The sequence below is a fragment of the Streptomyces sp. NPDC025651 genome (genome assembly GCF_055558735.1).
Genome location: NZ_JBVHLZ010000020.1, coordinates 13,899 through 26,490 on the forward strand (window position 1 = coordinate 13,899; position 12,592 = coordinate 26,490).

The 12,592-nt window shown below is 72.5% G+C and carries 9 protein-coding genes; all 9 read right to left on the reverse strand.

All coding sequences use genetic code 11. The features are described from left to right. Positions 1–86 precede the first annotated feature (86 nt). Positions 87–1,400, reverse strand: a complete 1,314-nt coding sequence (locus ACZ4D5_RS41000; RefSeq protein WP_467777608.1) for a sensor histidine kinase — start codon at positions 1,398–1,400, stop codon at positions 87–89. A gap of 434 nt (positions 1,401–1,834) precedes the next feature. Further along, on the reverse strand, positions 1,835–4,021 hold the full coding sequence (locus ACZ4D5_RS41005) for an ABC transporter ATP-binding protein (RefSeq protein ID WP_467777714.1): 2,187 nt from the start codon (positions 4,019–4,021) through the stop codon (positions 1,835–1,837). 48 nt (positions 4,022–4,069) lie between these two features. Further along, positions 4,070–4,294, reverse strand: a complete 225-nt coding sequence (locus ACZ4D5_RS41010) for an MbtH family protein (protein ID WP_362340401.1) — start codon at positions 4,292–4,294, stop codon at positions 4,070–4,072. A 108-nt stretch (positions 4,295–4,402) separates the two neighbouring features. After that, positions 4,403–5,212 carry an alpha/beta fold hydrolase gene (locus ACZ4D5_RS41015; RefSeq protein ID WP_467777609.1) on the reverse strand — a complete coding sequence of 270 codons (810 nt, stop codon included), beginning with the start codon at positions 5,210–5,212 and terminating at the stop codon, positions 4,403–4,405. A 12-nt stretch (positions 5,213–5,224) separates the two neighbouring features. Next, complete coding sequence (dpgC, locus tag ACZ4D5_RS41020; RefSeq protein WP_467777610.1) at positions 5,225–6,628, reverse strand: (3,5-dihydroxyphenyl)acetyl-CoA 1,2-dioxygenase DpgC; 1,404 nt, start codon at positions 6,626–6,628, stop codon at positions 5,225–5,227. Continuing rightward, positions 6,625–7,287 carry an enoyl-CoA-hydratase DpgB gene (gene dpgB, locus ACZ4D5_RS41025; RefSeq protein WP_467777611.1) on the reverse strand — a complete coding sequence of 221 codons (663 nt, stop codon included), beginning with the start codon at positions 7,285–7,287 and terminating at the stop codon, positions 6,625–6,627. The genes dpgC and dpgB overlap by 4 nt, the downstream gene beginning before the upstream one ends. A 66-nt stretch (positions 7,288–7,353) precedes the next feature. Continuing rightward, positions 7,354–8,559 (reverse strand): 3,5-dihydroxyphenylacetyl-CoA synthase DpgA, encoded by a 1,206-nt coding sequence (gene dpgA / locus ACZ4D5_RS41030; RefSeq protein WP_467777612.1) that lies wholly within the window; start codon positions 8,557–8,559, stop codon positions 7,354–7,356. A gap of 173 nt (positions 8,560–8,732) precedes the next feature. Then, positions 8,733–11,090 (reverse strand): aminotransferase class I/II-fold pyridoxal phosphate-dependent enzyme, encoded by a 2,358-nt coding sequence (locus ACZ4D5_RS41035; protein ID WP_467777613.1) that lies wholly within the window; start codon positions 11,088–11,090, stop codon positions 8,733–8,735. 225 nt (positions 11,091–11,315) lie between these two features. Beyond that, complete coding sequence (locus ACZ4D5_RS41040) at positions 11,316–12,542, reverse strand: prephenate dehydrogenase (RefSeq protein WP_467777614.1); 1,227 nt, start codon at positions 12,540–12,542, stop codon at positions 11,316–11,318. Positions 12,543–12,592 lie beyond the last annotated feature (50 nt).

A 12,592-nucleotide genomic window follows, 5' to 3' on the forward strand; every position in this document is an offset into this window, starting at 1 on the left:
GGGAACGTACGCGGTGAATTCGATGCTATGCCGACCGGGGAATTGATGCGACCGTCCGCGTTACCGCGGTCCTGCCGTGCCGACGGTCAACGAGGGGCCGTGCCGGCCGTCAGCGAGGCGGCCGGGGGCAGTCGGTGCCGGCCCTCGTGGTGCCCGGCCGCGGGCGACGGATCCGTGACCCGCAGCGGGAAGGCGACCTCCACGACGAGGCCGCCCCGCGCGCGGGCATGCGCGTCGATGGTCGCGTCATGGGCGGCGGCGATGGAGCGCACGATCGACAGGCCGAGGCCGTGGTGTCCGTCTCCCGCGGTGCGGTCGAGCCGTTGGAAGGGCTCGAACAACCGGCCCACCCTGGCCGGTGGGACCAGCCTGCCGGAGTTGGCCACGCGGACGACGGCGCGCCCGTCCTCGACGCGGGTCACGACCTTCACCCAGCCGTCGGGCACGTTGTAACCGATCGCGTTGTCAAGGAGGTTCGCGACCAGGCGCTCGACCAGCGCGCTGTCGCCGCAGATGCCCGCGGGATCGGTCGTCACGTCCAGGCGCAGGCCGCTCCGCTCGGCCTTCTCGCGGCAGCCGAGCACCGCCTTGCCCGCCAGCTCCGCCAGTTCCAGGGGCTCCCTGCGGTCGAGGCCCCGCTCGCTGCTCGACAGGGTCAGGAGCGACTCCAGGAGCCGCGCCTGCTGCTCGCTCAGGACGAGGAGGCGCTCGAAGTTGGACCGGAACGACTCGACGGTGGCGTCGCGGTCGATCAGCGACTCCTCCAGGAGCGCGTGCTCGACGGTCAGTGGCGTACGGAGTTCATGGGCGGCGTTGGCGACGAAGCGCTTGTGGGAGTCGAGCGCCCCCTCCAGCCGGCCGAGCAGTCCGTCGACGGTGTCCGCCAGGCCCTTCAGCTCGTCCCCCGGGCCCTCGACGGCGAGGCGTTCGTGGACGTTGTGCGCGGAGATCCGCTGGATGGTGGAGGTCATCGTGCGCAACGGCCGCAGCACGCGCCCCGCGACGAACCAGCCGAGGCCGATCGCGATCACCGACATGATGGCCAGCGCGACGCCGGACTCGATCAGCAGGCGGTTCATCTCCAGCGCGTGCTGGCGCATCGCCTGCTGGCGCTGGGCCTCCGCGAAGCCGTCCAGCGGCATCGAGCCGCTGTTGCCGTTGTACATGTGGACGCCGTCGTCGCCGGACGGGTCGGACCTGTCCCTGCTGAAGACGAACATGCCGCTGGAGCGGCTGACCAGCAGATAGGTGATCGTCAGGAGGACGGCGCCCGAGACGACGAACAGTGATCCGTACAGCAGCGTGAGCCGCATGCGGACCCGTTTGGGCAGGAGGCGGGAGACGACCCGGGACCGGCGCCGGGTCGCACGGGACGCGTGGGACGAGTCGGGCAGACGCATCGGCATCTCACATCACATCGTCGAATCCGGTACCCGCGGCAGGGATGGTCTCGGTCACGACGTGCGGCGCCGCCGATCGGGGGCGTGGGGCGGGGGTCCCGGTGCGCGACGGGAGTTCGGCGTACGCGTGGCACCATCACCGCTCACCCCCGAACAACCCGAACAGCCGGAACACGGCGCGTCGCGACCGGCGGGGGCGGGCGGCGGAAGCGGATCATGGCTGCCCAGGGTGGCCGAGTTGAGGTCACACACCGGTCACAGTCCGCCGCGGCCCCGCACGAAGCGCAGACGCCGTCCAGGCTACCGCCGTGCCGCGCGTGCCGGGCGGGTTCGGAAACACACCCTCCACAACACGGCATCCACAACGTGGCATCCGCGACGCGGAGGACCGCGTCGCGGATGCCGTGTGCCGTACCGCCGTACGGCCGGTGTGATCAGCCGGGTTCGTGCCGCGGAGGCGGTGGGCCTCCGGGGCCGGGACCCGGGCCGGGTCCGTAGACGTGGCCCTGGCCGGGCCCCGGGCCCGCACCCGGACCTGGTCCTGAACTGCCCGGTCCGGCCCCCGGAGGGGCGAAGTAGACGCCCGGCGCGGGCCGTCCCGCGCCCGGGCCAGGAAGGGGGCCGGGGCCGCCGCCCTGCAGGGGTCCGCCGTGCAGGACGGGTTCGGGACCGTGCGGGCCGCCGACCGGTTCGGGCACCGGGGCCTCGCCGTTGCCGGACGGCTGACGGGAGAACTGGGTGCGGTACAACTCCGCGTACAGCCCGTCCAGTTCCATCAGTTCCTCGTGGGTGCCGCGCTCCTGGACCCGGCCCTTGTCGACGACCAGGATCTGGTCCGCGTCGCGGATGGTCGAGAGCCGGTGCGCGATCACGAGCGAGGTCCGGCCCCGCAGCGCCGTCTTCAGGGCCCGCTGCACGGCCGCCTCGGACTCCGAGTCGAGGTGCGCGGTGGCCTCGTCGAGCACGACGATGGGCGGGGCCTTGAGCAGCAGCCGGGCCATGGCCACGCGCTGCTTCTCGCCGCCGGAGAACCGGTATCCGCGGTCGCCGACGACGGTGTCGAAGCCGTCGGGCAGCGACTCGATCAGGTCCCAGATCTGCGCCGACCTGCACGCGTCTATCAGGTCCTGCTCGGTGGCGTCCGGCCGTGCGTAGGTGAGGTTGTCGCGGATGGTGGCGTGGAAGAGGTGCGCGTCCTGGGTGACCATGCCGACCGTGTCGTTCAGGGACGCGAGCGTCACGTCGCGGATGTCCTGGCCGCCGATCCGGATGGCGCCCTCCACCGGGTCGTAGAGCCGCGGCACCAGGTGGGTGATGGTCGTCTTGCCCGCGCCCGACGGGCCCACCAGAGCGGTGAGTTTGCCGGCCGGCGCGGTGAAGTTCAGGTCGCGCAGGGTCCAGGTGTTCTTGGTGCGCTCCTGCATCGGCAGGGCGATCGACTCCAGCGAGGCGAGCGAGACGTCGGCGGCCTTCGGGTAGCGGAAGGACACCCCGTCGAACTCGATCTCCGGCGCGGGACGGCCGATGCTGTCCGTGGTCGTGGCCGCGGACTTCAGGGGCTTCGCGCCCGGCTTCTCGGAGATCAGCGGCTTCAGGTCGAGGATCTCGAAGAGCCGGTCGAAGCTGACCAGCGCGGTCACCACGCTCGCCTGGGCCCCGGCGAGCTGGTTGATGGGTCCCAGCAGCCGGGTGAGCAGCGTGGCGAGGGCCACCAGCGTGCCGATCTGGAACGTGCCGTCGATGACGAGGCCGCCGCCCACGCCGTACACGAGCGCGATGGCGATGGCGCCCACGAACGTCATCGAGAGGAAGAGCAACTTGCTGTAGACGGCGGCCAGGATGCCCAGGTCGCGTCCCTTGGCGGCGAGCCCCGCGAACATGCCCGTCTCACTGGCGGGCCGGCCGTAGAGCTTGGCGAGCAGCGCGCCGGTCACGTTGAAGCGCTCGTGCATGAACGAGCCGACCTCGGCGTTGACCTGCATGTGCTCGCGCATGATCCGCTGCAGCCGCCGGCCGACGAGCCGGCCGGGCAGGATGAACAGCGGGATCACGAGCAGGGAGACCAGAGTGACCACCCAGGACAGGTAGAACATCGCGCCGAGGACCAGGACCAGGGTCAGCCCGGCGGACGCGACCGTCGACAGGAGCGACGTCACGGCCTGTTGGGCGCCGACCACGTCGGTGTTGAGCCTGCTGACGAGGGACCCGGTCTGCGCGCGGGTGAAGAACGCCAGCGGCTGGCGCTGCACATGGTCGAAGATCCGTGTGCGGAGGTCGTAGATGAGCCCCTCGCTGACCCGCCCGGAGTACCAGGCCTCGGCGAAGCCGAGGCCCGCGCTCAGGAGTGCGAGAACGGCGACGACGACGGAGATCCAGACGACCACCGAGGTGTCGCCCTTCGAGATGCCGTTGTCGATGAGGTACTTGAACAGGATGGGCGTGGCCACCACGTTGCCCGCGTTGAGCGCGGTGGCGAGCAGAAGAAGGACGATCTTGAGTCGGTACGGTTTCGCGTAGGGGAGGATTCGTTTCGCCGTGCCGGGCTTGATCTGCTGCCTCGTCACGGACTCGTCGTCCGGCCCCATACCGCGCATCAATACCGGCCCCGGTCCGCCGAGTATTGCCACGAAAACCTCCAGTTTTCGTCGTGATTGCCGGGCGGGGCCCGCCTAGCCGGCGGCTTCGAACTTCTCCATCTCGTCGATGAGGCTCTTGGGGCGCATGTCCTTCCAGTTCTCCTCGATGTACTCCAGGCAGGCCTTGCGCGTCTCTTCTCCGAAGACGGTCTTCCATCCGGCGGGCACCTCGGCGAAGGCGGGCCAGAGGGAATGCTGGTTCTCGTCGTTGACGAGAACCAGAAACGTACCGTTTTCGTCGTCGAACGGGTTCGGCATAACCACTCCGATCGTTTTCATCGTGTCACTGGCAGGACGTAATTCACGCTAACGGGGCGCCACTTGACCGACAAGGCCGTCCAGGCGCCGCGTGGTGCGGGACGGAATTCAGCGAAGCCGTCCCGTGAAGAAGTCGGTGATCGCCGCGTTCACGGCGGCGGGGTTCTCCAGATATCCGTAGTGGCCGCATCCGGGGATCTCGGCATAGGCGCTGCCGGGAATGCTCTCCGCGACCTCGCGGGACAGGTGCGGGCGGACGACCAGGTCGTCCTGGAATCCGATGACGAGGCACGGCCTCGAGATGCGCCGGTAGGCCGGGAGCCGGTCGGGAATGAGCTGCAGACCGAGCTGGCCGCGGACGCCGGAGCGGTCGACGGCCGACATCTCGAAGACGGCGAGCCAGTCCCGCAGCCGCTCCTCGTCGTTCAGCGTCCGCGGCGAGAGGTTCTGCAGGGCCTGCACATAGGCGGCGTAGCGGGGCGGCAGCTTGGTGTCGCCGTCGCTGAGTTCCATGTCGGCGGCCGTCATCGCGGCGGTCAGGGCGTCGGTGCGTCCCGTGGTCGCCATCAGGACGGCCTGGCGTACGAGGTCGGGGCGGGCCAGGAGCAGTTCCTGGACGGCCATCGCGCCCAGCGAGTAGCCCACGACCCGGCAGGCGCCCTCCCCGACGGCCTCGATGACCTTGGCGACGTCCGCCGCCATGTCGGCGAGGGTGAAGCCGTCGGGGCAGGGGTCGCTCGGCGGGATGCCCCGGTTGTCGAGCGTGATGACGCGGTAGCCCGCCACGGTCAGGGCGGGCACCTGGTGCGTGCGCCACATGCGGCCGGGGGCACCGCTGCCGGTCACCATGACGACCGGCTCCCCGGTGCCGTACTCGTCGTAGTTGAGCCTGATCCCGTCGACCCGGGCGATCGGCATCGCGGTGTCCCCTCAGCCGCGGGCCTGCGCGGCGCCGTTCCCCGGCGGGCCGGGGTGTTCGGCGCCGAACCGGCCCACCTTGTCGATGACGTCCTGGCCGTAGATGCGCAGCGCCTGCTGGAGCGCGAACTCCGCCATGTACGCGCGGAAGGCGTCCGGCGGCTCCTCGGCGAGGTTCAGCATCCGCCGGTTGGCGAGCACCGCGGAGCCGTCGAGCCGTGCCAGGCTCCGCTCGACGGCGGCGTCCATCTCCTCGGGCTCCACGACCTCGTCGACGAGCAGCCGGGCGTCGGGCTCGCCCGCCCTGATCCTGCGGCCCGCCAGGATGACCTGCCGGGCGACGCGCGGCCCCACGTACCGGGTGAACCGGAAGTTGGCGACCCCGGGGATGATCCCCTCCTTCGCCGCGGGCAGGCTCAAGTAGGCGTCGGACGCGGCGAGTACGTGGTCGCAGACCAGCAGGATCTGGGTGCCGCCCCCGATGGCGAAGCCGTCGACGGCGGCGACCCACGGCTTCTCCAGGAAGGGGGTGTGCCACCGACCCGGGTGGTCGGCGCGCAGGCCCCTGACGAGCTTGTGGAGGTAGCCGAGTTCGCGGCGGAGCAGGAACCCGACCAGGGGGATGTCGCCCGCGCCGAGGCTCTTGAGGTTGATCCCGGCGCTGAACACGCGCCTGCCGCGGTAGCGGGGGTGGGTCATCTCGCCGCCGCGCAGCAGCCCGACGCGTACGGCGGGATCGAGCAGGGCCAGGTCGACGGCGGTCTCCATGTCGTCGACCTGGCGGCTGTCCTCGGCGTTGAGGCAGTCGTCGCGGCACATGGTCAGGCGGGCGACGCCGTCGTCGTGCCGTTCCAGGCGCACCGACTCCATCTCCACGACGCCGGTGCGGGTGAAATCGTCGAGGAGCCCCAGCGCGCGGGGCGTCGGCCTGAGCATGGCGTCGAGCAGGTGTGCTCCCGCGGTCGGCGAGCGGAGCACGGCCCGCAGGAAGATGCCCTGGTCGATCTCGTGGCCCTCCTTGCCGGCCTGGACCCGGCTCCGCTCTGAGGCGAGCCGGGCGTCGTCGGGCACCAGGCCGGGCAGTTCCCCGGCGGCCGCTTCGAGGAGTTCGTCGATGCGCAGGGCGACGGTGCGGCCCTCGGTCAGCCGGTCGTAGACGGCGTCCGCGTACGTGTCCAGGAAGCGCGCCCGCAGCGCGCGGGCCGCGTCCATGGCGGCGGCCAGTTCGGCCTGTTGTCCCGCGGTGCGGGCGACCGGGTCGGGCAGGGCGGCGAGGAGTTCCTCCGCGCGGGCGACGGCGCCCGACTCCGTCGCAAGACGCGACCAGGCGTCCGCGACGTCCTCGTGCGGGGCGCGGGCGGAGCGCCCCGGGCCCGTGGGGTGTGCGGGGCGCGCGGGCTGCACGACCGTCGTCACGAGGCCGCCACCTCCTCGGCGTCCGGCCGGCGCAGGGCGCGGTCGCAGGCCGCGAGGTGTGCGCCCAGGGCGTCCTCGAAGCTGGTCGTCGCGGCGTCGAAGAGCAACTGCCGCCGGATCGCGAGTTCGTGTCCGGCGATGCCGTCGGCGAGCGCCGCAGCCTCGGCGACCGCGGCCGCCGGGTCGTCGGCCACGGTGTCGACGATGCCCAGGGTCCGCGCCTCGGCGGCCGGGATCGGGCGGCCGAACAGCACGGCCGCGCGGACCCGGGCGGCGCCGGCGAGTTGGACCAGGCGGTAGCCGGCCATGCCGGGCCAGGTGGCCGTGGCGTCGCGCGCCACGAGGAACCGGGTGTCCGGGGCGGCGACGCGCAGGTCCGCGGCGAGGAAGGCGTCGAGTGCGGTTCCGCCGCAGTCGCCGCGGGCCACCGCGACCGAGGCGGTGGGCAGCCGTTCGAAGCGGCGCAGGACGCGCTCCCACTTGGTGACCAGCATGACGTCGAGTCCGCTGGTCCAGTGGCCCGTTGGGGCGCCGGTGACGTGCACGACGGCCGCGCCGCCGCCGTCCCCGTCCTCGGCGTGGTCGCAGAGGGCGGCGACGGCCTTGACCGTCGCGGCCGTCAGCGGCTCCGAGCCGTCCAGCTCCAGTGCGGGTTCCATGGGCCCTTCCGTCCTCACCATCGGTCCGTCCTCACCATCGGGTCCGCCCTCACCATCGGTCCGTCCTCACCATCGGATCAGCGCCGTTTCGATCGTGGAGCCCGGTCCCATCGTCATGAGCACTCCGTACTCGCCGGGCCGGGTGACGCCTTCTTCGAGGAGGCGTTCGTACGAGAACAGGAACGAGCCGCTGGACACGTTCCCGTGGTCGCGCAGCACGCCGACGGTGTGCCGTACGTCGTGGCGGGTCAGGCCGAGGTTGACCACGACGGCGTCGATGACCTTCTTGCCGCCGGAGTGGACCAGCCAGTGCCGGATGTCGCTCCTGCGCAGTCCGGTGCCCGCGAGCAGGCGGTCGACGACGATCTCGGCGTGCGCGCCCACCACGTAGGGGATCTGCGGGTCGAGGAAGAAGCTGAACCTTCCCTGGTCGCGGTCCCAGTCGTAGCGCATGGCGTCGACGGCGTCGGGAATGACGCAGCTGGCGAACTTCAGGACGGTCGGGCCCACTTCACGGTGCGCGTCGTGCGGGGCGTTCGAGCCGCGCCGATCCCTCTCGCGGCCGCGCTCGGGCACCGGCTCGGCGCGGAGCGCGACGGCCGCGGCGCCGTCGCCGAAGAGGCTGTTGACCACGGCGGTGCGCATCGTCGAGTCCACCGCGTACGCGGCGGAGCAGGCCTCCACACAGAGCACCACGGCGAGTTCGCCGGGGTGCGCGGTGGCCCAACCGGACTCCAGGCTCAGGGCGTTGAGGCCGGCGTTGCAGCCCATGCCGACGATGTCGGCCCTGCTGCAGTGCCGGTCGATGCCCAACTCCCGTATCAGCAGCGCGCTGAGGCCCGGGGTGAGGAAGCCGGTGGAGGTCACGCAGCACAGGTGGCGCAGGTCGGCGAGTTCGGCCCCGGCCTCCTTGAGGCAGGCGCGCAGGGCCTCGGCGCCCATTTCGAGCGCCAGCGCCTTGTGCTTGTCGAGGAGGTCGCCCTGCGACTCGGGGACCCGGACGCCGTCGGCGTCCGCGGGCGGCAGCGAGAGGTTGCGCCGCTCGATCGCGCTGTTGAGGAAGACCGAACGCACCTTGGGGTCGGTGATCCCGAAGGCGTCGAGCACTTCCGGCTGGGAGTAGGAGGTGGGGGTCACGGCCGTGCCGACGCCGAGGATCCGGGGGCGTACGGCCGTCGCGGGAAGGCCCTGCGCCGTCAGGACGCCGGTCTCGTGGATCTCGGGGTCGAGGACGCCGTCCAGGGCCTCGGGCGGTGCGATGTCTGTGGTCATCGGAAGGTCCACCCCCACATTCGCGGCTTGCTGCGCGGCTGTCGCACGGTGTTGTAGCCGGTCACTGTCCTGCCCCTTCTCGTGAGTACGGTCGTGGGACCTGTCGTCGGAACGGTCGTGGCACCTGTCGTCGGAACGGTCGTGGCACGTGCCGTCGGAACGGTCGTACGGATCTACGCCCGCGCGCTCTCGGCCTCGATGAAGCGCGCGAGCCGCGCGGTGCCCTCCGCGATCTGGGCGGGCGTCAGATAGCTGGTCGACAGGCGGATGCCGTGCAGCCCGCCGCCGCCCGGATAGAAGTACGCCATGGGCGTCCAGATGACGCCGAAGTCCTGCGCCGAGCGGATCAGCGCGGCGTTGTCCGCGCGGAAGGGCACGCGCACGGTCAGGAAGAAGCCGCCCGTGGGTTCGTTCCAGCGCACGCCGAGGGCCTCCCTGCGGGCCCGCGGCAGATGGGTGTCCAGTTCGCGGAGGGTTGCCGCCATGGCGTCGCCGTAGTAGGTGGCCGCCGCCTGGTTCAGCTCGGAGATCCGGCCGCCCGCCGCGAGCAGCGCCCCCGCGACGGCGGCCTGGCTGAGCGACGAGGTGTTGACCGTCACCATGCTCTTGATCTTGGCGAGTTCGTCCGCGAGGAGGCCGGTGCGGCCCTCGTCGTCCACCACGGGCTGGTCGGCGACGACGAAGCCGAGCCGGGCGCCGGGGAAGACCGTCTTGGAGAAGGAGCCCAGGTGGACGACCGTGTGCGCGCGGTCCTGCGACTTCAGCGTCGGCAGCGGAGGCCCGGGGCTGACCAGGCGGTAGGGGCTGTCCTCCAGGACGAGGATGCCGTGGCGGGCGGCGAGTTCGAGCAGCTCGGCCCGCGCCCGCGGGCCCATGGTGGTCCCGGACGGGTTGGAGTGGTCGGGCACGACGTAGAAGGCGCGGGGCCGGCGCCCGCGCGCCTGCTCGGCCCTGATCGCCGCCTCCAGGTCGGCGCAGCAGAGCCCGTCCTCCCGTTCCTCGACGGGTGTCACCGGGACGTCCAGGAGTCGGGCCGCGCCGGTGATCCCCACGTAGCAGGGGCTGGAGACGAGCAGGACGTCGTCGGGTCCCGTGATCAGCGCGCGCAGCACCAGGAGCATCGCCTCCTGCGCGCCGACGGTCACCACGACGGACTCGGCGGGCACGTCGATGTTCTCGTCGGCGCGCAGCGAGTCGGCGATGATCTCGCGGATCTGGCCCGCGGTGGGTCCGTACTGGTACATGGCGGTGCGGATCTCCTGCGGCGAACTCCCCTGCTCGGCAAGGTGGTCGAGGTACCGGCGCAGGTGGGCGAAGATCTGCTCGCTGTCGAAGAAGCCGTCGTACGGACGTCCCGGCGCGAAGGAGACCGCCTCCGGGTAGCGGTAGGTGATCTCGTTGAGGAACGTCATCGTGTCCAGGACGGGGGCGCCGACGCTGGCGTGCAGTTCGGCCTTGCGCAGCGGCTGCGCGGCCTTGGTCGGCGGCGGGTCCGCGGGGCGCGGTCCGGTGCGGATCAGCTCGGGGCCGATGTCCGCGACGGTGCCGGCCCCGGTGAACGCCATCGACTCCGCGAACTCCCGTACGAGGCCGGCCAGTGCCTCCGCCACTCCCGCGCGGCCGCCGGCCCGCAGTCCGTCGAGGACCGGCCGTCCGGCGAACGCCGCGTCGGCGCCCGCTGCGAGCGCCGCGAGGACGTCCGCGCCGCGGCGCACGCCGCCGCTCAGCAGGACGGGGCAGCGCCCGGTCACGGACGCCGCGATCTCGGGGAGCGCGTCGAAGGAGGTGACGACGATCCCGTCGGCGCCGGTCTCGACGGCACGCAGCGCATCGGCGGGCGTGCGGACGCCCGCGACCAGGAGCGGCAGCGAGGAGGCCGTGCGCAGCCGGGCGACGTCGTCCCAGTCGGCGTGCTCGGCGAGCAGGGACCGCACGTCGGCGAGCGGCCCTCGCGCGGCGAGGTTGGCGGGCGCCGCGACCCGCCGGAGACGGACGTCGTCGCGGCTGCCGAGAGCGAGGAGCAGCGCGCCGAACCCGGCGTCCTCGGCCTGTCCCGCGGTGCGCCGGGCCGTCTGCGGGTCGTGGAACGCGTACGTACGCAGCCACAGCGGGAGGTCGGCGGCCGAGGAGAGCTCGGCGAAGGGCCGCTCTGCGAAGGCGCTGACGAGGGCCGGGAGTCCGGCCGCCCCCGCGGCCTGGACGACGGCGAACTCACCGCCGGGCCGTGCCGGGGCGGCGAGCGGGCCGACGACCAGCGGCGCCGACCAGCCGCGGTCCAGGATCTTCACGGCGGTGTCGGGCGGTCCGGGACTCCCGTTTCCCGGACCGCCCTGCCGCAGCCCCGTGCGGTCGAACGCCTGGCGGTTGGCGGCCGAGGAGCGCGCTTCGGCCGTCTGACGTTCCTCGGCCGTCGTGCGCTCCCCGGCCTCCGCGCCCCCGTCGGTCGACGGTGAATCGGCAGGCACGGAATCCGTGTTCTTGTGGCCATCACGCGAAAATCGCGCGGGGCTGTCGGCGATCTGTCCCGCCATGGATATTTCCCCCAGGCGTCCGGAAGTTTTCGGGAATGTGGCACCAGACGCTCAGACTCACATGAATCCCGACAGTCCGACAACGTCGTCCAACCGCTCGAATCGCACACTTGGACAAGTCTGGACGGGCTCGATCACGGAACCGGGAGCGGCGGCTTCTCCCGTCCTTTCCCACCCTTTACAGGCGCCTCGCGAATTACAGGCGCCCCGCACACCACTCGCCGGTCAGGATGATCCGACCGGAAGCACCACGTCCTCGCCTTCGTCCCGCCCGGAACGCCCCGCACCCCCCGAACGCTCGGGCCGCTCCGCCCGCCCGGCCCGCTCGCGCACCGCGTCCCAGCCCGCCGCCGCGAGCTCGGCCGTCATCCGGTCCGCGACGGTCGGCGGCACGGTGAACCGCACCGTGAGGCCACCGCCCCCGCGGCCCGCGGCCCCGCCGCCGTCGGGCTCGCCGTCGGGCTCGCCGCCGGCGTCGACGGCCGCGTCCTCCCCCACGACGCCGAGTTCCGCGACGTCGGCCAGGAGCCGCGCCAGCTCGCCGGGCCGGTCCGTGAGCGCCACCCGCACCCGGGGGTCGCCGGGCGCGGCACGGTGGCCGGTGCCCGGGATCCCCGCCACCCCCGAGACGCCCCGGTCGAGCAGGTCCACCAGCGTCCGCATGCCGTGGTCCCGGTCCCTTCCGCCGGGCCGCGCGAGCGCGTCGAGGGCGGGGACGAGGCGGGACAGATCCATGTGCAGGTCCTTCAGGACGCCCGCGATGGCCTCGGCGTTGGACCGCACGATGTCGCCCCAGAGCCGCGAGTCGCCGCCGGCGGTCCGGGTGGCGTCACGCAGGCCCTGTCCGGCGACGCGGGACAGCTCGGCGGGTCCCTCGCGCAGTCGGGCCGCCATCAGGCTGGCCATCAGGTGCGGCACGTGGGAGGTCACGGCCAGGGCCGCGTCGTGGTCCTGGCTTCCCATCACGACCGGCACGGCCTCGCACAGGGCGACCAGTTCCAGGGCCCGGTTGAAGGCCTCGTCCGAGGTGAGCCTGGACGGGGTGAGGACCCAGTTGCGGTCCTGGAACAGCTCGGCCCGGGCCGCCAGCGGACCGGAGCGCTCACGTCCGGCCAGGGGGTGCCCGCCGATGTAGCTCGCGGGGTCGGGGGCGCGGCTCAGGGCGGCCCGCTCCGGCTCGACCTTCACGCTCGCCACATCGGTGTAGCTGCGGGCGGCACCGCGCGTCTGCAGCTCGCCGAGGACGGTGCCCACGTGGCTCGGCGGGACGGCGATCACCGCGAGGTCGACCGGCTCGACGGGGCGCCGCGCGCGTCCGGCACCGAGCGCGGCGGCGGTGCGGGCCGCCGCGGGGTCCCGGTCGGAGAGGAACACGGTCACTCCCTGCCGGCTCGCGGCGAGCGCGATCGAGGTGCCGATCAGCCCGGTGCCGACGACGGTCATGGTGCGCATCACTAGTCATCACCCGTTCAAAAGGCCGTCGAAGGCCGCGGACCATTAAC